This is a genomic window from Shewanella sp. YLB-07 (genome assembly GCF_009377275.1).
On sequence record NZ_VOQB01000007.1, the window covers coordinates 240,553 to 265,494 of the forward strand.

Below are 24,942 nucleotides of genomic sequence, written 5' to 3' on the forward strand. Positions count from 1 at the left end.
TTAACGCTTCATCGAACCTAATGGCCTCCAGCCAATTGGACAACAACAATCATTTGTACTAACGCCCTAGTATTAAAATTCTTAATACTAGGGCGAATTCCTTCTCAAATTTTATCTACTACTTACCTCAAATATCAGCCTATTCTCACTAACCTATGTTGATCCCTGCGACCAGCCAGGGCAGATCTTCTTCTAATTCAGGCAAGAAACTCTGCCGCATGATGTCACAGCTGTCCTCGGCCATTTTCTGAGGCAGATCCCCCAACTCATGCCGGCGGCACACTAGAGTCAATTGACGATGTAGAGGCGCTTTCCCTGGGAGAGGCAGACATTTAACCTGATCCAGGCCTATGCCACTCTGATATAGACATAAGGGAGTGGTTATCGTCCAACCGATACCAGCAGCGACCATAGACAAGACAGCAAAAGTATTGTCCAGTTGCAGCCGCAAACTTGGCTCTATAGCGAGACGCTTAAGATAACGTTCGATGCAGATGCCAATGAGTGAGTCTTGGGTATAACGGACAAAATCGAGTTCTTTCTCAAGCTGTTTAACTTGTTGCAGCGAAGGTTGATTCGCCCCACACACTTGAAAATTTGCAGGAACCACCAGCACGAATGGCTCTGAAAGAATCGGATATCGACAGATATCGTCGTTATCTTCGAGGGCATCATCCGAGATGATGATATCGAGTTGCCGAGACAGCAAGGCATCGGCATGCATGTTTGAGCGACCCGTGGTTAATGTCCAGTTCTCTGTGCGTCGTTTCACCACCTCTATTAAGGGTTTCCCCAAAGCTGTGGCCAATGAGTCCACTAAGGCAATACGCACCAGATGCAGCTGCTCGAAACTGCCTTGAGCGATCACTCTTTGAGTCTGCTCCGCTTGAGATAAGAGATGAGAGGATTGGTCGAAAAAATATCGCCCGGCAATAGTCAGGCCTACGGGACGTATGCTGCGATCCAGCAGCTTGGCATTCACCCCCTTCTCAAGCACCGACAAGGTCTGTGACACCGAAGATTGAGTCAGGCCCAGGCGCTTAGCCGTTTCAGTCATGTTGCCTGTTTGCGCAGTCATAACAAATACCTGCAAGGCTTTTAAATCGAAGTCAAATGATCGCACTCATACCTGAAGATCCGTTGGGATGAATAAAAAACATGCCATGAAACTCATCTATTTAGTAGCTTTATTACTCAAAAATCGTAAATTGAACTCCCAGTCTCTCACCTTGCTGAAGATATCACGACACCAATTAAGCAGATAACACTGGATAAACCTAAAACAACAGAGTTTATAACCATGACTTAAGGTGTGATATACGACAACATAATTAGGCTATAGATCAGTACTTAATAAATTAGTGTCTCGAAGAAAAATCCATTCTGTGAAAAATCAAGCTATCGATAGCAAGGTTAACAGTGCTGTAATTAAGGAACGCATAATGAAGTCATCATGTCCAAAAATTGTCATTGTCGGTGGTGGGGCCGGAGGGTTAGAGCTAGCGACTCAATTAGGCCACAGGCTTGGCAAGAAAAACAGCGCCCAAATAGTGCTCGTCGATAAAAACAGAACCCATATCTGGAAACCCTTACTTCATGAAGTGGCCACAGGCTCTCTGGATTCTGATCTCGATGGAGTGGTTTACTCTGCCCATGCGGCAAAACATGGCTATCAGTTTCAACTTGGGACGTTTTGCGATCTCGATGCCGATAATAAGTTGATTAAGGTCGCCCCAATCACAGACGACAGGGGTAAAGTGCTGTTACCTGAGCGTCAAATTCAATATGACAAATTAGTCATCGCCATCGGCAGTGTCAGCAATGACTTCAATACTCCTGGAGTGAGAGAACATTGCTTCTTCCTCGACTCTCATCAACAGGCCAATCGGTTTCATCATGCCCTGTTAGACAGCTTTACTCGCGTGCATCAATCTGAGTCCATCAATGAGCTCAATATCGCTATCGTCGGAGGCGGCGCGACTGGTGTTGAGCTGTCGGCTGAGCTCTATCATGTTACTGAACTATTGAAAATCTATGGCCTGAGCAAGATGACCAAAGAAAAACTCAATATTCATCTGATTGAAGCGGGTCCGCGCATCCTTCCCGCACTCCCCGAACGCATAGCCACGTCAGCAAGGCGTGAGCTAAGTAAGCTTGGGGTCAATGTGATGGAAAATACCCGCATAAGTGAAGCGAGTACCGCAGGGTTTGTCACAGCCGAAGGTGAACTCATCGAAGCCAACCTGATGTTGTGGGCCGCTGGGGTGAAGGCCCCTGATTTTATCAAAAATATCGAGATATTTGAGTTAAACCGAGCCAACCAGATCATGGTTAAGGCTAACTTACTCAGCACCATCAATGATGATATCTATGTGATCGGTGATTGCTGTGCCTGCCAACAGGCCGATGGTAGCTTCGTGCCACCAAGAGCACAATCCGCTCACCAGATGGCACAGTGCGTCGAGAAAAACATCCTACATGAACTCAAGGGAGAGTCACTGGAATCATACATTTATGTGGATCATGGCTCCCTGGTCAATCTGTCTCGTTTCAGCACAGTCGGCAGCCTGATGGGGAATTTAACCAAGAACAGTATGTTTATCGAGGGCAAGATCGCCCGCTTGGTATATATCTCTCTTTACCGCATGCATCAAAAAGCCATACATGGGACGTTTAAAACTATCGCTCTGTGGCTAGCCGAAAAATTGATGAGGGTAGTCAGACCTCGAATGAAGTTACACTAAAATAATATTTTACAAATAATGTATGCCCTCAATGACAATGAGGGCATAAAACGATCAAAGTAATGGCTTTAATTACCAAATAAATCGGTATCTCTCTCAATCGGAAAGGTGATCTTAAACTCAGTACCTTCGCCCAGCTGGCTCTTACAATGCACATCGCCTTTTAACACTTGAGTGATCAGATTAAACACTATGTATAAACCAAGCCCACTGCCCCCAGAGCCTCTACGAGTCGTATAAAAAGGTTCAAAGACCATAGACACGGTTTCCGCAGACATGCCTTTGCCATCATCTTTAAAACGAACTATCACCCTGTCCTCTGTTCGGGCAATGTGAATCATGATCTTTCCATTCGTATCATGCTCAAAGGCATGAGTGATGGCATTAAGCAGTAAATTTTTGAGTACTAATTTCAAGGTTTCTGCGTATGTAGTCACCCTCAAGTCTTTATCACCTTCGATACTCACTTGATGATGGATTAAATCTAACTCAGGCAATATTTCAGTAATGCTGTCATCGACATGGGACATAAGATTAAATGTGGTTAGCTCTTCTGATGACACATCGACTGCCACGAGTTTAAAGTCTTTTATCAGCTTAGACGCTCTGTTCAGATTCGATAAAATCATCTCAGATGACTGAACAGCGGCATCGAAAAATCCGGACATCTCTTCATGTGACAAGTGTCCCTCATTAAACTCATGACTCAATCTCCCCGTCTCCCCTTGCATAAAGGAAGATGCTGTAACACAAATTCCAATCGGCGTATTGAGCTCATGAGCCACCCCGGCCACCAATCGACCTAAGGACGCCATTTTTTCAGCTTTGACTAGCTTATCTTGCGCCGATATCAAGTGCTCCATGGACTCCTGTAGCTCCTTGGTCCTGTCTTTGACTAACTCTTCGAGGTTTTCCTTGTGTACTCTCAGCTCCTCTTCGGCCTTCTTCTTCGTCTCATAAGCCTTATCTAATCTAAGGCGTTCTTTATAGAGCTCTAGAAACACCCCCACTTTACTCTTCAAAATCTCATCATTAATCGGTTTCACCAGATAATCTACCGCGCCGCTGATATACCCCTTAAACTCGAAGGCCTCATCACGGGCAAATGCGGTAATGAAGATAACGGGGATATGGCAGGTTTTCGGGTGCTCTAAGATAAGTGAAGCCGCTTCGAAACCATCCATGCCGGGCATCTGCACGTCCATCAAGATCAAAAAGAAATCATGTTTATGAGCCACCGCCAACGCCTGATGACCGGACATGGCTTTCGTAAAGTCTAAGTTTAGGGGGGCTAAAATACGCTCATAAACACGCAGGTTATTGGGCTCGTCATCGACGATCAGAATTTTAGGACAGGACTCATTCATGTAAATGGTCCTTAGCCACACTAAACTCAGGCTTAAAATCACACTTAGCAAGATAATGCCCCAACTTATCTAAGGGGATTTTCCTATCGACAACGACCATGTCTATAGCAGCTTTTGGCATCACATCGACCTCGGCAGTTTGAGGATCTTGTACTATGGCGAAACCGCCATAATTTTTGATCATTTTCAAACCCAGACTTCCATCAGAATTAGCTCCTGTAAGTATAAGCCCAATCAGATGATTCTTGTAGCAGGCCGCCGCCGATTGAAACAATACATCGATTGAAGGGATAGAATAATTCACTGGTGGATCTATGCTCAAGTTCAAAGTTTTATCCCGCTCCACCAGCAGATGATAACCGGCGGGCGCAATATACACATGAGCAGGCTGTATAGCCTCACCAGGCTCAGCCTCCTTGACTACCACAGCTGATCTGTCATTTAAATACTCCACCAAAAAATTATCTGCTTGCCTGCATCTGTGCTGAACGATAAGAACCCCCAAAGGATAATCACAGGGAAGTTGCGGCAAGATAGCCGTCAATGCATGTAACCCACCGGCAGAAGCCCCTATGACCATGGCCTCATACATGAATGAGCCGCCTGAATATCCGCTCCTTAGTAGCAAACTCCTCGAATGAGGACTTTACCTGACTGAACTCCAGAGTCTCCTTATCCCCTAGCAAGAGAAAGCCTCTGGGGATCAGACTCTCTTTAAACAGGCTGAGAACCCTATCTTGTAACCTGGGGTTAAAATAGATGAGCACGTTGCGACACACGATCAGGTGCATCTCGGCAAAGGCCTGATCTTTCATTAAATTATGGTTGGCAAAGGTGATATGTTCTTTGAGCGACTCTGCCATCTTAGCCGAGTTAAATTTTGCCTGATAATAATCGGCAAATGAGGCCTTGCCGCCGGATGCCAGATAATTTTGCGTGAATAGTTTTATTTTTTCGGCGGGATAAATCCCCTTCTCGGCAATCTCCAGAGAATGATTATTGTAATCGGTGGCATAAATCCGGGTACGCTCCAGCAGCCCCTCCTCCTTGAGCATGATAGCCATGGAATAGACCTCCTCTCCCGTCGCGCAACCTGCATGCCAGATGTTGACTCTTGCGTAGGTTTTGAGCTGAGTAAAAACTTTTTGACGTACCTTCTTGAACACCAGAGGTTCACGAAACATCTCGGTCACAGTCACCGACATGTCCCGTAAAAAGAGATCGAAAAAATCCGGATCATGTAAAATTTTAGGCACCATGTCGGACACAGAGTCAAGATCCGATAGCTGAACTCGATTTAAAATCCTTCGTTCCAGAGAGGCTCTGGAATAATCACGAAAATCATAGCCATAACGGAAATGTATCGCCTCAAGCAGTTGATTGACTTCAAACTCAATTATATCTTCGGGTTTCATAATCAAGATAACATCCCCAAAATCTAGTTTCTAAACAGCCAAATCCGCATAATCGACAGTAATTTATCGAAATCGATCGGCTTAGTCAGATATTCCGAAGCGCCAGCTTGGAGAGATTTCTCTCTATCCTCGGGCATTGCCTTAGCGGTTAACGCTATGATAGGGATATGCTTGTAATCGCTCATTTCCCGTATTTTTCGCGTCGCCTCATAACCATCCATCTCAGGCATCATGGTATCCATCAACACCAATTCGAAATTTTTATCTTGCTCTAGCTGCTCCACCGCTTCCTTACCGTTATGGGCCATCTCGACATCGAAGCCTATCTCGATCAATTTTTTCGACAGGGCGTAGGTATTTCTCATGTCATCATCGGCCAGCAAAACCTTACGGCCCTTAAGCATGGAGTCTTCATCGTGGAGCATATGTATGGTCTTTTGGCTACTGACACAAAAGCGAGACTCGATATCATGTAAAAACAGTGAAATATCGTCGAGTAACCGCTCGGCAGAACCTACCCCCTTGATGACGATAGTGGATGAATACTTGTTCAGTTCATCTTGCTCCTCATCGGTGATCTCTTTACCCGTATAGATGATCACCGGCGGTACTCGAGCAAGCTCACTGGCATCGATCCGCTTTAGCACTTCAAAACCACTAAAATCCGGTAAGCCTAGATCTAAGATGACGCAGTCATATTTACCCGACATGATCTCGTCGACTCCCTGACTGCCGTTATCGACACACTTGATGTCGATATCACTATTCTCCAACAGTCTGATGATTGACGTTTGATTGGCGATATCATCTTCTACCACTAACACATGACGCAGCTCGGTGGCTGAAAATGCCCTTATCTCGTCAAATACGGTTAAAAGTTGCTCCTGACTGACAGGCTTAGTTTGTAGGCCGATAGCTCCCTGAACTAAGGCAGCGTTTTTATCGTCACTGTGGGCCGAGATGATCTCCACCGGTATATGGCGTGTCTTGAGACTGAACTTAAGTTGTTCCAGTACCTTGTGGCCATCGATATCGGGTAGCATGATATCAAGAATAATGCCATCGGGTTGGTACTCCTGTGCCAGGTAGATCCCCGTACGTCCATCACCGGCAACCAGACATTTGTAGCCATTTTCCCGGGCATGATCCCGCAATATTTTGGCAAAAATTCTATCATCGTCGATGATAAGTAAAGAACGGTCCCCCTCATGTAAACTATTTCTGTCATCGGGGATGAACTCGGGATGGATCTGCATCGCAGGATCATGTTTTACGGGATTCCTAGTGGGGGATTGGGTGACGCTTGATGAGGAGCTAGATTCATCCGCCACTGTTGTATATTTAACCTCAGAGAGAATGGCTTCATTGTGTCCCTCGGACTTAGGGTCTATACCATCCGAGTCAAACTTACTGGGCAAGTATAAGGTAAAGGTGCTGCCCTGATCGGGAGAGCTCTCGAGCTGGATCTCTCCGCCTAACAGACGCGTCAGCTCCCTGGCGATGGTGAGACCTAAACCGGTTCCGCCATACTTTCTGCTGGTAGACCCGTCTTGTTGCTGAAATGCTTCAAAAATGGCCTGGAGCTTGTCTGTAGGTATGCCGATACCAGTATCGACCACGGCAAGTGACACTGCCTCGTTAGCATCTAAGCTGCTATGGGAAAAGAGGGTTTCGGATTTAACGAAGCCAATATTGAGAGAGACAGAGCCGGTCTCTGTGAACTTGAGCGCATTCGACAGCAGGTTTCTCAGTACCTGCTCGACCCTCTGACCGTCACTGGTAATACTCAGTGGCAATTTGTCATCCAGATTAATGATGAATTCAAGGTTACGACTCCTGGCAATAGGGTCAAATACCTGCTTCAGGTTACGGCTAAGCACACTCAAGTTCACCTCTTCGATATGTATGGTGAGCTTGCCTGCTTCAACCTTAGAGAGATCCATGATGTCATTAATGAGGCAGAGGAGATTGTTGCCCCCATCGAAAATCACCTTAGCATCTTCGACTTCAACCTCATCCAGATGTTGACTCTTGTTGTCGGCCAACCCTTTGGCTAACAAGAGTAAACTATTGAGAGGCGTCCTGAGTTCATGACTCATGTTGGCCAGAAATTCTGACTTATATTTACTGGCCAGCGCCAGTTCATTGGCCTTGATGGTGAGGTCAACCTTAGCCGCCTCTATCTCATCTTTTTGACGTTTAAGAAACACTTGCTTCTCTTCCAACTCTTCGTTGGATACCTTGAGCTCCTCACTCTGCTGTTTAAGCTCCTCTTCGGAGGTTTTAAGCAGTTGAGTCTGTTCAAGTAGGCTCTCATTTGAGCTTTTCAGTTCCTCTTGCTGCGCCTGCAACTCTTCCGCTTGCATTTGGGTTTCAAGCAGTAATGTCTGTGTCCGCTCCTGACTTCTGAGGTTATTGATAACAATACCCAGATTACTGCAGATGAGTTCGATAACCTCGATCTGTTCATCACTGAATGTTTGAAATGATGCCAGTTCAATCACCCCCATCAACTCGTCTTCGAATAATACGGGTACCACAAGCACGTTCAAGGGCGAGCTTTCACCCAGCCCTGAGTTAATTTGAATATAATCACCGGGGACTTGAGTCAATAAGATGGTTTTCTTCTCTTTAGCACACTGGCCAACGAGTCCCTCTCCTATGGGAATATTTGGCAATATTGCCTTTCGCTTCTTAAATGCATAACTTCCCGACAAACTTAAACCATCATCTTCATCCCCACAGGTGTAGAGGACTCCATGCCCGGCTTGCATCATTTCGGCTAGCGCAGAGATGATATTATCGGCCATGGCCCTAATCTTTGATGCCCCTTGAGTCAACTCATTGATAACAGACACTTGGTTCTTCATCTCATTTTGCTTCAACAGATCTTCATTGGTCTTTTTTAGATCCTGTTCATATTGTTTCTCTTGAGTGATATCGCGAATAAAAATGGTATACATCACCTCTTTGCCTTGTTTAACCAGGCCCACCGACAGAAATAACGGGAATGTACTGCCATCGCTACGCAGGGCGACAGCCTCACGCCCCTTACCTACAGCATCCTTGAGTCCTACCGTTTTATCTCGGCTTAAATAATCGTCATGTTCAGAATGAAAAAGTTCAGGCATCATTATCTTGATATTCTTACCGATGAGTGACTCGGCTGAATACTTAAACATCATCTCGGTCGCAGCATTGACCGAGATGATGGTGCCATCATCTTGAAGGGAGACGATGCCATCGACGGATGTGTTGACTATGCCCTGATTAATATTGAGACTGTTTGACAAGGACGCGGTTCTTTCCTTGATCTGCCCTTTCATCTCATGCAGTGCTATGCCTAATCTGTCTTTAGTACTCTTAGTCACTATCTCCTTGGAGAAGTCACCACTGGCTATGGCATCGGCCTGATCAGCAACATCATTCAGGGTCGCTATCATGGTATTGATCGACACCGACAAATCACCAATTTCATCCGCGCTGCTCCAGGAGACTTTTTGTGTCAGATCGCCAGTGGTGAGTCCATCGGTCACGGCTTTAATCTCTGTAACGGGCTTAATAATCAACCTGGCCATGACAAAAGAGATCACCACACTCAAGACCAAGGAGATAAGCACAAAGATAATGATCCCCTTAAAGCCCTCTTTACCATTTTCTTCGGCATCAGATAGTAAGGCTTGTATAAGGTGTTCCACCTTCTCGCGCAAGGCTATGAGTTCATGATCAAGATCCGCCCCCTCTTGCTCAACGGCTTCTATGACGGCCTGACTGATGGTGTGATCCCACTCCCCCGATTCTATGGTGGTCAAGATAGTGAAAGAGTCTTGTTCAAATTGCTGGTGCTCCTGTTTTATTTTGATTAATCCACTCAGTATTGTTTTAAAAGCATCAACATCAGTCTGCGCCGAAGCCGCCTTTATGTCATGTTTCACTTCCTCCGCTATCTCATCTATTTCATCATTGATCTTGGCCGACAACTCGCGGTATTGAATATCTACATGATTAAAATCTTTAGTTGCAATCAACAGACTTGCTTCGGCGCCTACACGGCTATCCAGCTGCATCTCTTCGGCCAAGCGTAGGGCTTTCTCAAAATAGATCTCCAGCTCTAACAGATGAGTTTCAATTTGAGTCAGGCTGCGTACTCGTGGTAGGTCTATGTTGGAAACTTCCTCTATCTCTGCGCCTATAAGCCCAATCATGACCATGGAATAGGAACCGACCATGGCCATCAAAGACAAATTAAGCACAGCCGCTAGCATCAATTTCTTCGCTATGGTGAATTTGAAAAATGATCGAGTTTGAATTTCAGCCATGAAAGTCCACACCTGTACGTTAATCTACTTGAACTCAGCTAAGTCTTCAGTAGAGTCCCTGTCCTTCAATCAATATCTAAAAGCATAGTTCAGATATCCCCACACTATTGCTTAAATAGCCAGATACGCATGATAGATAACAACTTCTCTAAATCTATAGGTTTAGTCAGATACTCGGATGCGCCAGCTTGCAAAGATTTCTCCCTGTCCTCGGCCATCGTTTTAGCGGTTAACGCTATAATTGGGATTTGCTTGTAATCGCTCATTTCCCTTATTTTTCGCGTCGCCTCATAACCATCCATCTCTGGCATCATGGTATCCATCAGCACCAATTCGAAATTTTTATTTTGCTCTAACTGTTCCACCGCTTCCCTACCGTTATGGGCCATCTCGACATCGAAGCCTATCTCGATCAGCTTTTTCGACAAGGCGTAGGTGTTTCTCATGTCATCATCGACCAGCAATACCTTGCGGCCCTTAAGCATGGAGTCTTCATCGTGGAGCATATGTATGGTCTTTCGACTACTGTCACAAAAACGAGACTCGATATCATGTAAAAACAGTGAAATATCGTCGAGTAACCGCTCGGCAGAGCCCACTCCCTTGATGACTATGGTCGATGAGTACCTGTTCAGCTCATCTTGCTCCTCATCGGTGATCTCTTTGCCCGTATAAATAATCACCGGCGGTACTCGGGCAAGGTCACTGGCATCGATCCGCTTTAGCACTTCGAAACCGCTAAAATCCGGTAAGCCCAGATCTAAGATGACGCAGTCATATTTACCCGACATGATCTCCTCTACACCTTGGCTACCGTTATCGACACACTTGATGTCGATATCACTGTTCTCCAACAGTCTGATAATAGAGGTTTGATTGGCGATATCATCTTCTACCACCAGCACATGACGCAGCTCGGTGGCTGAAAATGTCTTTATCTCGTCGAATACCGTCAAGAGTTGCTCCTGACTAACAGGCTTAGTTTGTAGGCCGATAGCTCCCTGAACTAAGGCAGCATTTTTATCGTCACTGTGCGCCGAGATGATCTCCACCGGTATATGGCGAGTCTTGAGACTGAACTTGAGTTGTTCCAGTACCTTGTGGCCATCGATATCGGGTAACATGATATCGAGAATGATGCCATCGGGTTGATACTCCTGAGCCAGGTAGATCCCCGTGCGTCCGTCACCGGCAACCAGACATTTATAGCCACTTTCCCGGGCATGATCCCGCAATATCTTGGCAAAGATTTTATCATCATCGATGATAAGCAAAGAGCGATCCCCCTCATGTAAGTTATTTCTATCATCAGGAATGAACTCAGGATGAAGCCGCATGACAGGATCATGCTTGGCTGGATCCCCTGCAGAGGAATAAGTGACCTTTGATTGAGAACCGGACTCATCTGTCACTGTTGAATATTTAACCTCAGACAGAATGGCTTCATTGTGACCCTGAGATTTAGGGTCTATGCCACCTAAGTCAAACTTACTGGGTAAATATAGGGTGAAGGTGCTGCCCTGATTGGGAGAGCTCTCGAGCTGGATCTCTCCACCTAACAGACGCGTCAGCTCCCTGGCGATGGTGAGACCCAGACCGGTTCCGCCATATTTCCTGCTAGTAGAGCCATCTTGTTGCTGAAACGCCTCAAAAATGGCCTGGAGCTTGTCAGAAGGTATGCCGATACCAGTATCGACCACGGCAATTGACAACGCCTTATTTGCATCCAAACTGCTATGAGAAAACTGGGTATCGGCTTTAGCGTAGCCAATATTGAGAGAAACAGTCCCTGTCTCGGTAAATTTCAGCGCATTCGACAGTAGATTTCTCAACACCTGCTCGACCCTCTGGCCGTCACTGGTAATGCTCTGTGGCAATTTTTCATCCAGATTAATGATGAACTTCAGGTTGCGACTCCTGGCAATAGGATCAAATACCTGCTTCAGGTTACGGCTAAGCACACTCAAGTTCACCTCTTCGATATGTATGGTGAGCTTGCCCGCTTCAACCTTAGAGAGGTCCATGATGTCATTAATGAGGCAGAGGAGATTGTTGCCCCCATCGAAAATAATCTTAGCATCTTCGACTTCAACCTCATCTAAGTGCTGACTCTTGTTATCGGCCAACCCTTTGGCTAACAGGAGTAAACTATTGAGAGGCGTCCTGAGTTCATGACTCATGTTGGCCAGAAATTCTGACTTATATTTACTGGCCAGCGCCAGTTCATTGGCCTTGATGGTGAGGTCGACCTTAGCCACCTCTATCTCATCTTTTTGGCGTTTGAGAAACACTTGCTTCTCTACCAGCTCTTCGTTGGACACCTTGAGCTCTTCACTCTGCTGTCTGAGCTCCTCTTCGGAGGTTTTAAGCAGTTGAGTCTGTTCCAGTAGGCTCTCATTTGAACTTTTCAGTTCCTCTTGCTGTGCCTGTAACTCTTCCGCTTGCATTTGGGTTTCAAGCAGTAATGTCTGTGTCCGCTCCTGACTTCTGAGGTTATTGATAACAATACCCAGGTTACTGCAGATGAGTTCGATGACCTCGATCTGTTCATCACTGAATGTTTGAAATGTAGCCAGCTCAATCACCCCCATCAGATCATCTTCGAATAAGACGGGTACCACAAGTACATTCATCGGAGTGCTCTCACCCAGCCCTGAATTAATTTGAATATAATCCCCGGGGACTTGAGTCAATAAGATGGTTTTCTTCTCTTTACCGCACTGGCCTACAAGCCCCTCACCTATGGGAATATTTGGCAATATTACCTTTCGCTTCTTGAATGCATAGCTCCCGGAGAGACTCAAGCCATCATCTTCGCCCCCATAGGTATAGAGCACCCCATGCCCTGCTTGCATCATTTCGGCTAACGCCGAGATAATATCATTGGCCATGGTGTTAAGTTCTGAAGCCCCCTGAGTCAACTCATTAATAATGGATACTCGATTCTTCAACTCATTTTGCTTCAGCAGATCTTCATTGGTCTTTTTTAGATCCTGTTCATATTGTTTCGCTTGGGTGATATCGCGAACAAAACCGGTAAAGACTATTTCATCTCCTTGCTTCACTTCCCCCACTGTCAAGTACATGGGAAAAGTGCTGCCATCTTTCTTCAAGCCAATGACCTCTCTGCCCTTACCTATCACTTTCTTGACCCCAGTGGTCAGATAGTTATGCAGGTAGCCATCATGCTCCTCGGTAAAAGGGCTGGGCATCAAAGTATTGATCTTCTTCCCCATCAGTTCATCCGCACTATATTGAAACTGTGTTTCAGCGGCGCTATTGCAAGCTATGATCACCCCTTTACTGGATATGGACAAAATGGCATCTAAGCAAGTGTTTACCATGCCTCGATTGAGTGTTTCACTCTTGATCATGTCTCGCTCGAATTTTTTCTGCTCACTGATATCGCGAATGAAACCGGTAAATACCACACCAGTTTCAAGCTGAACCTCCCCCACAGACAGAAAAATAGGAAACTGATTGCCATCCCTTCTCAAACCAACAAGTTCCCTGCCTTTACCTATGACTTTTTTCACGCCCGTGCTCAGGTAATTGCTAAGGTAAGTATCGTGCTCTTCGGTATAGGGGCTCGGCATCAAGATGTTAATTTTTTTGCCAACCAGTTCCTTACTCAAATATTGGAACATAATCTCGGTTGCCTGATTGCAGGACAGTATGATGCCTTCGGGGCTGATTGAAATGATGGCGTCCAGGGAAGTATTGATCAGTCCCTTATTAAGAGATTCACTCTTTAAGATCTCCATCTCAAATTTTTTCTGAGCACTAATATCACGGATAAATCCGGTGTACATCACCTCTTCACCTTGCTTCACTTCGCCCACCGAGAGAAAGATAGGAAATGTACTGCCATCGCTGCACAGGGCAACAACTTCACGCCCCTGACCGATAATAGTCTTCACTCCCGTGGATTTATACCGACTTAGGTAAGCGTCATGCTCTGAATGAAAGGGGTCAGGCATCAACATCTTGATATTCTTGCCTATCAGTGACTCGGCGGAATACTTAAACATCCTCTCAGTGGCGGAATTAACCGATATTATGCTGCCATCATCCTTAATGGAGATGATGCCATCGATGGCTGTGTTGACTATGCCTTGGTTAAGATTCAAGCTGCGAGACAAAGAAGTGTTACGCTCCTTTATCTGACTCTTCATCTCATGCAGTGCTGTACCTAATCTGTCCTTATCACTCTTGATCGCCACCTCCTTAGTAAAATCACCGCCAGCTATCGCATCGGCCTGATCGGCAACACTGTTTAAATTGTTCAGCATCTCCTGTAGTGCAATACCCAACATATCTTTATCGGAAGCTAGCTTGGCAACTTGATCTAACTCCCCAACCGCAATCTTTTGTGCCAGATTAGTTTTATCTTTTAGTGTCACTACCATCCGCATCATTTCGGCAAAGATACCTTGAGCGTTATCGCCTCCCTCCAGTTTGGCACTCAGATCGCCATTAGACACATTTCTGGCTATTTCTGCGATATATGCAGGCTCTCCGCCTAATTGGTTCACTATGTGCTTTGTTAATCTAAACGCCACGCCCAATCCTACAAAGATGGCTAGTAATGTGCCGTAGATCGTAATGTTAGTGACCAAAGATTCAGTATCTGCCAGGGATTCTTTCCGCAGTGCTAACAGCGTGAGCTCTTTATCTTTAAACTTTTGTATTTGTACGCGGAACTTATCGAAATAAACCTTACCCTTCGCCTCCCCCACAAGCTCCGCCATATCATCCATGGTTTTTGCGTCACCAATCTCACGACGTAACTCAATGAGTGGCTCTACCACCTCACCTATCCAGTTATCTATGATGTTCTTGCTTTCGACTAGCAATGAGACTTGCTGCGGATTGCTGGCAATAAAAACAGATAACTCTTTAATCAGCTGATGAAAACGAACACTTCCCTCTTTATAGGGATCGAGAAAGTGCTCTTGTCCCGACAACAGGAAACCACGCATACCTGTCTCCATATCAACCGCTGATGCCAGAACAACTTGCGCCTTGGTAATCGCGCGATAGGAATGGACTTCTAACTTCTCAAGTTGCTTAAGATCTGCGGCATTGGTACTGCTCTCAAGTTTGCGATGACTCTTCTCCAATAATTCTTTTTCACGCTCTATAAAAGTACTTATCTGAACTCTGAATTTATCAAAAAACTGTTTGCCGCGTGCCTCCTTGATAACATCAGCCATATCATTCATCGACTTGCCATCGCCTATCTCAGCTCTTAGAGCAATCACAGGCTTAGTCACTTCACTGTGCCACTCATCTATAATGGCTGATATTTCTTTAAGCTGACTCACCTGCTCTGGGTTATCACCGACATCGGACATGAGTGAATCAAGCTGCTCATAGAAAATCTTGTCTCCTTTCTCATAAGGGGCGAGAAACTCGCTCTTACCCGCCAGCAGATAGCCCCTCATCCCTGTTTCCATGTCTATGGCTATGGCTTCAATTTTTGCCGCTTTATTTAATACAACATGAGTATGATTGACCCAATTTAGATCATCTTCCAGAGACTTAACACTAAAGAAAACGACCATAGCGATAACCAACATAAATGACAGGATCACCGCGTAACTGATTAGTAACTGTGTTCTAAACTTGAGGTTGGTCAACATTACTCACTCCCAGGCCAATGCTCCGACAGCCTTTAAACATGGCCTCTTCACCGTTACCGAGAGGGAATTGAAGTTGTTCAACTATAGTGAATTCAATCTGTGATAGTGTTTGTATTTCAGTCATCCAGAGACCTATAACAATGCATTTTCAGCATGCTGATAGTGATATGACATCCTTTCTAATGCAGAGATGAAAGGATCCATGATGTATATCGGTAACTAAAAGCATAGTAAATAAAACTAAATTTTGGGCAGGAGCCAGACACTCGAGGCTGATACTCAGATCACCGAAGAGAATGTAAAGCATAGAAAGTGAGCATAAGAGAGGAATTAATGTAAAAATTTAACGTACTGAATGAGATAAAAAATGACACTTTCAGCTCATATTTTACCCGGGCAAGCTATTTAATTTGTTGTAAAAAATCCACCACCTTGTCCATGTCTCGAGTACGACTCATGGGAGGAAGGGAGTTCAAAAATGCCTCACCATACTCGCGGTTGACGATACGGTTATCACACAAGATCAATACTCCCTTGTCTCTTTCATCTCGGATCAGACGACCGACGCCTTGATTCAATGAAATAACCGCCTGAGGCAGAGAGATACTGGTGAAAGGGTCTCGTCCATCCCGGGAGACATTCTCGGCTCTGGCTCTGTACAAGGTATCATTGGGTGACACGAATGGCAGTTTGTCTATGATGACACAACTGAGCAGTCTGCCACGCACATCCACACCTTCCCAAAATGCGCCAGTTCCCAACAATACGGCGTTACCAAGTTGCCTGAACTTCTTCATCAGACTTTGTTTACTGCCTTGGCCCTGAACTAACAAGGGATAATGAACACGGCTTTGAAGCAGAGCGGCCACGGCGTTCATCATACGATGGCTGGTAAACAGGATGAAGGTACGGCCTTTCGCCGCATTGATGGCCTTTACAGAGACATCGACTAACTCCCTCGCCGCCGCCTCATGATTGCTCACCTTAGACAGATGACGCGGCACACACAGCAAGGCATTGGAACGATAATCGAAGGGGCTGTCTAAAATTATTTGCAGACTCTTGTCTATGCCCAGTCCCTTGGTAAACAGACTCAAGTCTCGGTTAATCTGTAGCGTCGCCGACGTAAATATCCAGCTTGTCTGAGCATCAAATAATTTCTCGCATTCCCTGGCGACATTGATTGGCGCAATACTCAGCGTCAGGTACCTGAAACCATAGTCAATACTGTAAGCGGCTTGATTATTTTCACACTGAAAAAACACGCCCATCTTACTCGAGAAAGCCACCAATTTTTCAGTGCATTCATCGAGCGCTTCACTGCGGCCTATGTGCGCGAATAACAGGCTCTCCAACGCCTTCAACTCTTCAATGATTGCCCAGGAGGCCGATGCTATGTTTTTATTGCCCATCAACAGACGCCAATCGGTCTCAAAAACATCATACATTTGTTGATGCCAGCCATTTAACCGGCTGATACAACGAGAGGTTAACTGCTCAATCTGAGCCGAGTCTCTCAGCTCAGTTCGATAGACTGCTAGGATCTGTCCCAATAAACTATCTAAGCTTCGAGTTGAAATTTGCTGACCAAAATAGGTCACTGCAATATCGGGTAACAGATGTGCTTCATCGAAGATCACGACATCTGAATCGGGCAATAACTCAGCAAAGCCAGTTTCTTTGAGGATCCTATCGGCGAAGAACAGGTGATGGTTCACCACTATAATCTTAGCGTCCATGGCACGGACTCTAGCCTTACGGGTAAAACAGCTTTCATAGTGAGCGCACTTGTTTCCGGTACATTTATCCCGTTGACTGGCAATGAGCTGCAAAGCATCTGAATTTTCTGAAACTGAGGTCAAGCCCCCGAGATCGCCATCGCCGGTCTGTCCCGCCCACTGATTGATTCGTAGCAGGTCGTCTAATACCTTAGGCTCATGTGATTCACATGCCTCCAGCTGCTTATCTAATAACAGTTGGCACAAATAGTTACTGCGACCTTTAAGGAGCGCCAGTTTCGGAGCAAGGGTTAACATGTCGAGCAAGGCGGGAAGATCTTTGTAAAACAGCTGTTCCTGCAGATTTTTACTGCCTGTACTGACGATAATCTGTTTACCGCTTAACAAAGCAGGAATTAAATAAGCATAGGTTTTACCCACACCGGTTCCCGCTTCGACAACCAGATTACTTTTTCCATTAATAGCACAGCTGACCGCCGAGGCCATCTGCTTTTGCACGGTTCGAGCACTGTAACCCTTAATATGCCTGGCTAGCACGCCATCGGCATCGAAGGCTTGCTCACTGTCGATTGTCAGTCTGCTGCTCAAGGCGTTCACTTATTGGGCTATAAAATTAGAAATCATCATTAATCAGGCATTATCCTTGTTTATGACAAGGCATCAAGGCTAAGAACATAAATTTAAGTGAGAATGAAGAAAGAAAACCTTGAAGTGATATGTTGGAAAGCTAGGCCCTTCGAGACCATTATATGGGTATCGAAGCGCATTGTATTCTTTGGTTATACCGATTGGTATTATACCAATGATATTAGTCGATAAAAGCCGCCTTAAAGAAGCCCACTAAATTCAAACTAAACTCCTCTGGCTTGATGCAACGATCAATCTGGTCTTTGTATTTTGACTTGCTCAAGTCTATCTCCTCCATGGCAACGGCTTGTTTCAATCTAGCATTGTAAAAAATACGAACACAAGGATTCAATGGCTTACTTTTATTCAGCCTACTGATTAAGCCAATTTTACCACTATTAAGACAGACTAGCGTCCCCACAGGATAGACGCCCAAGCATTGAATAAATTGCTCAACCAGCGCCTCATCATAACAAGCGGGTGACTCCATAATCAGATTTTTGAACGCAGTGATCGGATGCATACCCTGTTTATAGACACGCTCCGCAGTCATAGCATCATAGCTATCAATAATGGCGATCATTAGCCCATATTCAGATATCTCATCTCCCTCTAATTCATGTGGATAGCCGGTACCATCTATACGCTCGTGATGCTCTCTGACCATGCTGATGGCTATTTCTGAGATCTCCGGAGTCTCTTCCAACACTCTGAGCCCTAATAGCACATGCTCTTGCATCACCTCATATTCTACCCGGGTAAATTTCCCCGGCTTGTTAAGGATCTCATCTGGCACTAGTACTTTACCGATATCGTGGAGAAATGCGCCTAAGGCCAACTCCTCAATTGTTGATTTATCGAAACCTAAATGTTTGGCAAAAATGGTCATCAAGATACTGACGTTTAGTGAGTGCTCAACCAGATACTCATCTTTAATCCGCAGCCGCGACATACAAGATAAGGCATCCTGGTTTCTAAATATCGAATCGACCATGGCATTAGTGATCTCCTGCACCTCTTCGACATCGATCACTTTACCCTCAATGATTGAAGCTAACATTTTATGCTGCAATTCTTTGGCATTTTTGTATAGTTTATTGGCTTGCTTCATCTCTTGTTCGAGTGAAACCTTAGGCTCATCCTTGGGCTTATCTGAACTGAGTTCGGGCAACACCTTATCAATCTGCTCAGTCTTTTTCTCTTTGACCGGATCGACACAGACTCGCTTGACTCCAGATTTAACTAGCTTGTTCACTCCTTCATCATTGAGAATATAGCCTTCAGATTTGATGCTCAACTTCTTATTATCAGTGGAAATAGAGACCACATACATGCCCGGCTTTAACTCGCCGATAGGAATGTCGTTGAATGCGTTTGAGCTCGTTTTATGCTTAGTTCCCATCGTCTCATCAACCTCGATATTCAGCTATTGATAACATTGACTAACTTGTAAGGCACTGATGGTGGATATCAGAACACTAAGGTGACGACATGAGCCAAGCTAGTTTAAAAAGTATAGTCATCAACGGCGGGAATGAAGAGCATTTTATCATTAGCCCGATAGAGAAGTAGAGATTGAGAAAAGATTAAATTTTTGAGTAATAAAAAGCCCCAAAACGGGGCCCAAGAAGCTTAGATCATATTATACAGATTTTAACTCCCTCAGATAACGGTAGATGGTATGTATAGAAATATCTAATCCCTTAGCCGCGATCTGAGCACTGTCTTTTAGATTGAAGATACCGAGTTCATTGAGACGTATCACTATCTCACGGTTTTTCTTCGATGGTGAAAGACTATTGTCAGCCATGACTTGAGCGCGCACACTTTCGATAGAAGTTTGCATCATCTCATCATTACTGCGCGCAAATGTCTCGGGAGAGAAGCTAGTGTCGGCCTGTGGTACTAAGCCCGGGAACAAGGTGGCCATCACGGACTGAAACGGTGCATCAAGGTTTGAATTAATACACAATAAGCCGATAGCATCATTCTGGGCATTACGAATAACGATAGTAATGGATCTTAATGTTTTACCGTCCGGACTCTTAGTCAGGTAAGAATCAGAGATATCCTGACCAGCATTGAGCTTCATCAGCGCCAGATTAGTGATAGGGGCCCCCACCGAGCGCCCTGTGATATGGCCATTGGCTATCTTGGTGATAGATGGGTTGCTGGCATCTAAACTGTGAATTAATACCTCGGTATGCTCACCATACATGGCGGCAATACCATCGACGATGTTTTCACTGGCCCTCAATATGGCGTAGTCTGTTTCACTTAACTCTTGCACTCACCGTCTCCCTGAATATAAACCACCGATACTTTTCAAATCGGCGGTATATGGTCTGCTTGTTACATATTATGCCGACATTATATCAATGATTGTAGTATCTGTGGAGCCCATACCTTGGGTAACTAACTGACCAATATTGCGTATTGTGTGTTCCACATCCTCTGCAACTATGCCTTGAGCTTGAGCCGCTGTGCTCTGGATAGCCAACATAAAGGCATTAACTGCGCTGCCAGTTGAGGTTTTCACCTTCATGGCGCAGGTTGATTTGGCCCCATCACATACCATGCCGGAGCAATCACTCAAAACATTTTGAATCGCGAAACATGACTGCTGATAACTGCCGCCTGCAAGGTACACCATAGCCATGGCGGCCGCAGCACTGGTCACTGTGTTGCCGCAAAATGCCGACAGGGGCGGATAATGGGACTTAATATAAATGGCTCCAAGATGACTCAGGATCAGAGCCCTGGCGAGTAATTCGTCATTTGCCTGATAATGCTTCGCCGTGATGACTAACGGTAAGGTCGCCGCAATCCCCTGATTACCACTGCCATAGTTGCTCATGGCCGGCAGACTGGCGCCTCCCATCCTGGCATCGGATGCCGCCGCCGTTTGCATAAGAATATTATTAGAGAAATCCGCCGACATGAAACCTGCCTGAATGCTCTTCTCTATGGTTCGCCCGACTTGCAGGCCATATTCATTTTTCAGACCTTCGGCGGCGAGTTTAGTATTTAACTCAGCAGACTCGAGAATAAAACGAATATCTTCAAAATTAACTTGAGTGGCGTAGGCGTAAATCCCTTCAATACTGATATCTACACCCTCACAGATCCCAGCCGTCGAGCATGTCGCGCTCACAGCTTTAGCAAACACGATCTCTCCATTGAGGCTTTTCTCTATGATTTGAGTATGGCCACCGGATATCTCAACGCTAGCCACATCGTCGCCACTCGTAACGCTGACATGGCAATAGATAAATTCATCAGTTTTAGTGCGACTCACAGAGACATTGCCGGCATCAATTAAGGCCTGAGCGTCCTCGACCTGATCAGGTTCAATAGATGCCAGCACTTCAAGGCCAGCCTCGGCGTTACCGCCGATGGCACCGACTGCGGCTGCGATGGCGAGTCCAATCTTGCCAGTACCAGGTACAAATACCCCCATGGAGTTTTTATACAGATTATCGGACACCTTAACAGAGATGCTCTCAGGCTTGGATGCCAACATCGACGCTGCCACGGCTGATGCATAGGCGGCGCAAATAGGCTCGGTGCAGCCAAGTGCAGGCTTGACGACGGCGTTAAGAATATCTTGATATTGCTGCCATTGATGTTTCATAAAATCCCCTAATACTCAGTATGTAATGGCAAACAGTCATTTGAGATAATCCTATTCCTCAAGGCTATTTGCACTCATTTTTCTAATGCAACTATTTAATATGTGATTTTTGCTAAGTGTTACGTACTAAGTTCTATTTGCTAAAAGCGATCGCTTCGATCTCAACCTTCACACCGAGAGGTAAGTCTTTCACGGCGAAACAGCTTCTAGCAGGACAATCTGTTTTAAAAAACTCTTGGTAAACCTGATTGAACGCGGCGAAGTCTGTTATATCCGCAAGGTAACAGGTGGTCTTCAATACTGTGTCTAACTCCCCTCCTCCGGCCTGTAGCACAGATTTAAGGTTCTCCAGTGACTGACGGGATTGAGCTGTTATGCCACCCTCGACGACACCACCGCTTTGTTTACACACGGGTAACTGACCCGAGGTGAAGATGAGGTTGCCATAGGCATTAGCATGTGAGTATGGGCCGATGGCTTCGGGCGCTCTGTCTGATGTGATGATCTTCTTCATGATTAATCCTGATTATTTAACTTGAAACAAGCATAAATCCTCAACTATATTTGCGCAAGTGTTTTTGCGGATTATTTATTGCATTAGTATGTAGCATCCCATAAAAACAACCAAATCATAACTAAAACCCACTTATACAGGGATTGTAACTACTAGCCTTCACTATTATTAGTAAAGATCCATAACCTGATCAACATCAAATTTATTTGATTTTTTTGAAACTATTTATTGATAAATGGAATTTAGTCAAATATATTTGCAACAAGACAACCAAATGACTTAAGGTCAAACATGAACAAACTCATCAAAGCTGGTTTGAAAGCGATATTCCCCCTATGTATAGGCGCCTTTCCTTTTTCCTTTATTGTCGGGGCCATCAGTATTAATGCGGGCATGACACTGGGGCAGAGCACATTCTGGTCTCTGACGGTATTTGCGGGATCGTCCCAAATGGTAGCGCTTGGCTTGATTCAATCATCGGCAAGCATCCTAGTCATCATGATCACCACCTTTATCATCAACCTGAGGCACTTGCTTTATAGCGCATCTTTGTCAGAACATATCAAAGATTATCCACTGCACATTCGTGCCTTAATGGCCTATGGGCTCACGGACGAAGTTTATGCAGCCACTATAGGTGAGGTAAAACAAGAAAAAGCTGGCAGGCACTGGTTCTATCTTGCCGCCATGATGGGGTTCTGGATGAATTGGGTATTTGCAAACTTTCTCGGCGCTTTAGTCGGATCCTCCTTCCCTGAAATAGCCCATTACGGCCTTGATTTCGCCATGGTAGCGGCATTTATTGCCATCGTTATCCCCCAAGTCAAGAGTCGCGAGTGCATCGTCGCCGCCATCGTGGCTAGTGTGACAGGCATCTTGCTCTCAGGGCTTCCCTACTCTTTAGGATTAGTCGTCGCAGCTATCACAGGTGTGTACGCTGGTTATAGAATGGACCTTTCCAGTGAGAAAATGTCCGCCGAAGCACAAGAAACAAACCCCATAAACGCCCTTCCCGCAACTCACAGTGAGACATAAGACTATGGAACACCTACACACTCAACTAGACATGAACAGCTTCTTACTCATCACCTTGGTTATGGTACTGGCAACCTTTATCATACGTTTCTCGGTAATCTGCATGGCAGGGTCATTTGAGATGCCTCAGAGACTCAAGAAGACCCTAAGATTTGTGCCAGTCACTGTACTGCCGGCTATTATCGCGATAGAGATCTTGGGCTCAGGCTCTGATATGGAGTTTAATTTGCATAACCCTAAGGTACTGGCCGCCATCGTCTGCACCTTAGTGAGCCTACGTTTTAATTTAATCTGGGTTGTGATGAGTGGTATCGTCTCCTTACTCTTATTCAAGCACTTCTTATGTTAATTCAGATAAATACAGCCCTTCTCCCGACAAATTCATATTGAGAGAAGGGCTGTACTGTTACGTCAATTTCAATAAATGGCCAATGCCAAGAGTTAGTCTCTACTGAGAATCCTCAACGAAACTCGACACCGAAAGCTTAGCAAAAGATCCAGTTCTCCAGGTAAGAGTAACCCCTTAAAAAACCAAGCAATCCGTATAGCATTCTGTCTTAATGGCTGTTCTAAATACAAAACAGGCTATCTTCAGCCTAACGAGCTTACTTAATCCTATAACTTATGCTTGAAGAATATTCATACGCCACAATTAGTGGTTGCAATCATTTACGAAAATGTTTAGTTTAAATATCAACGCAGGCAAGTAAGCTTGTGAACTAATTTAGAGTCATCAGACTCAATCAAGAAAGAGACAAAATTATGATACAGCTTCTGAACACTATTCATCGTCACCATCATATGCGGTAGCCTTCGGAAGCTCACTGCCGAAGGACTATTTCCTTCCGGCGGTTGATTCAAGAATATCAAGAACCCCTGGAAGGAATTCCGGGGGTTTTTCGTTTTAGAGTTTTTGTTATTAGTCAGCTGATTTATAAAGATAAAAATCAGCTAAAGCAGAATTAAACAAGATATTAGAATCAACTTAATAGGAAATACATCATGTCAGAGTCAAACAGATTACGTATCGCCATTCAAAAGTCGGGTCGCCTGTCGAAAGAATCGATGAAACTCCTTAGAAGCTGTGGTGTTAAATTTAACATCAACGAGCAACGCCTCATCGCTCACTCAGACAACTTACCCATCGACCTGCTTCGCGTCCGTGATGACGATATTCCGGGTCTGGTCATGGACGGCGTGGTTGACTTAGGCATCATAGGTGAGAACGTGCTCGAAGAGGAACAGATTGAGCGTGAAAGACTCGATAAGCCTTCAGTTTGTATCAAGCTTAGGGGACTGGATTTTGGTACCTGTCGTCTCTCCCTTGCCGTACCTAATGAATTTAGCTATGAAAACGCCCAGTCTCTGGAAGGACTGCGTATCGCCACTTCTTACCCTAACCTGCTGCGCCGCTATATGCAGAAGAAAGGCATCACCTATAGCGATTGTATGCTCAAAGGCTCGGTAGAGGTCGCGCCGCGAGCTGGGCTTGCCGATGGGATCTGTGACCTAGTCTCAACTGGTGCCACACTAGAGGCTAACGGTCTTTATGAAACCGAAGTCATCTACCGCTCGAGTGCCTGTATCATTCAATCTACAGAGACTCAAACTCCTGCTAAACAGGCCTTGATTGACAAGATTTTATCGCGCATCAATGGGGTCGTTCGTGCTAAAGAGAGCAAGTACATCTTGCTGCACGCGCCGACTGAGACACTGGAGCAGATCGTTGCCCTACTCCCCGGCGCCGAGAACCCGACGGTACTGCCCCTCAATGATGACACCAATCGCGTCGCCGTCCACGCTGTCAGCACGGAAGATCTGTTCTGGGACACCATGGAAGAGCTAACCGAGCTTGGCGCAACCTCTATCTTAGTGATGCCAATCGAAAAGATGATGGGGTAAC

General features: G+C 45.3%; 16 protein-coding genes. 4 read left to right on the top strand and 12 right to left on the bottom strand.

Annotated features, from left to right (window positions below):
* Positions 1–148: 148 nt before the first annotated feature.
* A complete protein-coding gene (locus tag FS373_RS17090; protein WP_144046808.1) occupies positions 149–1,123 on the bottom strand; it encodes a LysR family transcriptional regulator in 975 nt (324 codons plus the stop codon).
* Between the two features lie 319 nt (positions 1,124–1,442).
* On the opposite strand from FS373_RS17090, the gene FS373_RS17095 reads away from it, so the two are divergent.
* The gene (locus FS373_RS17095; RefSeq protein WP_144046809.1) at positions 1,443–2,744 is read left to right on the top strand and encodes an NAD(P)/FAD-dependent oxidoreductase; all 1,302 of its coding nucleotides are present in this window, start codon (positions 1,443–1,445) and stop codon (positions 2,742–2,744) included.
* A 68-nt stretch (positions 2,745–2,812) separates the two neighbouring features.
* Here the strand turns inward: FS373_RS17095 and FS373_RS17100 are convergent, their stop codons facing one another.
* The 11 genes from FS373_RS17100 to FS373_RS17145 form a co-directional block, all read right to left on the bottom strand.
* Positions 2,813–4,111, bottom strand: coding sequence for a hybrid sensor histidine kinase/response regulator (locus FS373_RS17100; protein ID WP_152829936.1), 1,299 nt, complete (start codon positions 4,109–4,111; stop codon positions 2,813–2,815).
* The gene (locus FS373_RS17105; protein ID WP_144046810.1) at positions 4,104–4,703 is read right to left on the bottom strand and encodes a chemotaxis protein CheB; all 600 of its coding nucleotides are present in this window, start codon (positions 4,701–4,703) and stop codon (positions 4,104–4,106) included. Before FS373_RS17105 ends, FS373_RS17100 begins: the two co-directional genes overlap by 8 nt.
* Positions 4,696–5,526 (bottom strand): CheR family methyltransferase, encoded by an 831-nt coding sequence (locus FS373_RS17110; protein WP_152829937.1) that lies wholly within the window; start codon positions 5,524–5,526, stop codon positions 4,696–4,698. Before FS373_RS17110 ends, FS373_RS17105 begins: the two co-directional genes overlap by 8 nt.
* Before the next feature lie 23 nt (positions 5,527–5,549).
* A complete protein-coding gene (locus FS373_RS17115) occupies positions 5,550–9,845 on the bottom strand; it encodes a response regulator (protein WP_152829938.1) in 4,296 nt (1,431 codons plus the stop codon).
* A gap of 104 nt (positions 9,846–9,949) precedes the next feature.
* On the bottom strand, positions 9,950–15,490 hold the full coding sequence (locus FS373_RS17120; RefSeq protein WP_152829939.1) for a PAS domain S-box protein: 5,541 nt from the start codon (positions 15,488–15,490) through the stop codon (positions 9,950–9,952).
* Positions 15,468–15,614 carry a hypothetical protein gene (locus tag FS373_RS32060; protein ID WP_227992907.1) on the bottom strand — a complete coding sequence of 49 codons (147 nt, stop codon included), beginning with the start codon at positions 15,612–15,614 and terminating at the stop codon, positions 15,468–15,470. The genes FS373_RS17120 and FS373_RS32060 overlap by 23 nt, the downstream gene beginning before the upstream one ends.
* 277 nt (positions 15,615–15,891) lie before the next feature.
* Positions 15,892–17,826, bottom strand: a complete 1,935-nt coding sequence (locus FS373_RS17125) for an ATP-dependent DNA helicase (protein WP_322619521.1) — start codon at positions 17,824–17,826, stop codon at positions 15,892–15,894.
* Positions 17,827–18,037: 211 nt separating this feature from the next.
* Positions 18,038–19,258, bottom strand: coding sequence for an HD-GYP domain-containing protein (locus tag FS373_RS17130; RefSeq protein ID WP_152829941.1), 1,221 nt, complete (start codon positions 19,256–19,258; stop codon positions 18,038–18,040).
* 240 nt (positions 19,259–19,498) lie between these two features.
* A complete protein-coding gene (locus FS373_RS17135; protein WP_322619522.1) occupies positions 19,499–20,146 on the bottom strand; it encodes a helix-turn-helix transcriptional regulator in 648 nt (215 codons plus the stop codon).
* A 69-nt stretch (positions 20,147–20,215) separates the two neighbouring features.
* Entirely contained in the window at positions 20,216–21,490 is a 1,275-nt protein-coding gene (locus FS373_RS17140) for a serine dehydratase subunit alpha family protein (protein ID WP_144046817.1), read from the bottom strand.
* A 133-nt stretch (positions 21,491–21,623) separates the two neighbouring features.
* A complete protein-coding gene (locus FS373_RS17145) occupies positions 21,624–22,004 on the bottom strand; it encodes a RidA family protein (protein WP_144046818.1) in 381 nt (126 codons plus the stop codon).
* Positions 22,005–22,295: 291 nt separating this feature from the next.
* Here FS373_RS17145 and FS373_RS17150 point away from each other — a divergent pair, with 291 nt between their 5' ends.
* From FS373_RS17150 to hisG, 3 genes are all read left to right on the top strand, one after another.
* Positions 22,296–23,039, top strand: a complete 744-nt coding sequence (locus tag FS373_RS17150; protein ID WP_144046819.1) for an AzlC family ABC transporter permease — start codon at positions 22,296–22,298, stop codon at positions 23,037–23,039.
* Positions 23,040–23,043: 4 nt separating this feature from the next.
* On the top strand, positions 23,044–23,388 hold the full coding sequence (locus FS373_RS17155; protein WP_144046820.1) for an AzlD domain-containing protein: 345 nt from the start codon (positions 23,044–23,046) through the stop codon (positions 23,386–23,388).
* A gap of 653 nt (positions 23,389–24,041) precedes the next feature.
* Complete coding sequence (gene hisG / locus FS373_RS17160) at positions 24,042–24,941, top strand: ATP phosphoribosyltransferase (protein WP_152829942.1); 900 nt, start codon at positions 24,042–24,044, stop codon at positions 24,939–24,941.
* Position 24,942: the final 1 nt, after the last annotated feature.

Excerpts from the sequence above, each read along its gene's own strand:
- FS373_RS17095 (WP_144046809.1), top strand. The coding sequence starts at position 1,443 with ATGAAGTCATCATGTCCAAAAATTGTCATTGTCGGTGGTGGGGCCGGA.
- FS373_RS17100 (WP_152829936.1), bottom strand. The coding sequence starts at position 4,111 with ATGAATGAGTCCTGTCCTAAAATTCTGATCGTCGATGACGAGCCCAAT.
- FS373_RS17105 (WP_144046810.1), bottom strand. The coding sequence starts at position 4,703 with ATGTATGAGGCCATGGTCATAGGGGCTTCTGCCGGTGGGTTACATGCA.
- FS373_RS17110 (WP_152829937.1), bottom strand. The coding sequence starts at position 5,526 with ATGAAACCCGAAGATATAATTGAGTTTGAAGTCAATCAACTGCTTGAG.
- FS373_RS17115 (WP_152829938.1), bottom strand. The coding sequence starts at position 9,845 with ATGGCTGAAATTCAAACTCGATCATTTTTCAAATTCACCATAGCGAAG.
- FS373_RS17120 (WP_152829939.1), bottom strand. The coding sequence starts at position 15,490 with ATGTTGACCAACCTCAAGTTTAGAACACAGTTACTAATCAGTTACGCG.
- FS373_RS32060 (WP_227992907.1), bottom strand. The coding sequence starts at position 15,614 with ATGACTGAAATACAAACACTATCACAGATTGAATTCACTATAGTTGAA.
- FS373_RS17130 (WP_152829941.1), bottom strand. The coding sequence starts at position 19,258 with ATGGGAACTAAGCATAAAACGAGCTCAAACGCATTCAACGACATTCCT.
- FS373_RS17140 (WP_144046817.1), bottom strand. The coding sequence starts at position 21,490 with ATGAAACATCAATGGCAGCAATATCAAGATATTCTTAACGCCGTCGTC.
- FS373_RS17145 (WP_144046818.1), bottom strand. The coding sequence starts at position 22,004 with ATGAAGAAGATCATCACATCAGACAGAGCGCCCGAAGCCATCGGCCCA.
- FS373_RS17150 (WP_144046819.1), top strand. The coding sequence starts at position 22,296 with ATGAACAAACTCATCAAAGCTGGTTTGAAAGCGATATTCCCCCTATGT.
- FS373_RS17155 (WP_144046820.1), top strand. The coding sequence starts at position 23,044 with ATGGAACACCTACACACTCAACTAGACATGAACAGCTTCTTACTCATC.
- hisG (WP_152829942.1), top strand. The coding sequence starts at position 24,042 with ATGTCAGAGTCAAACAGATTACGTATCGCCATTCAAAAGTCGGGTCGC.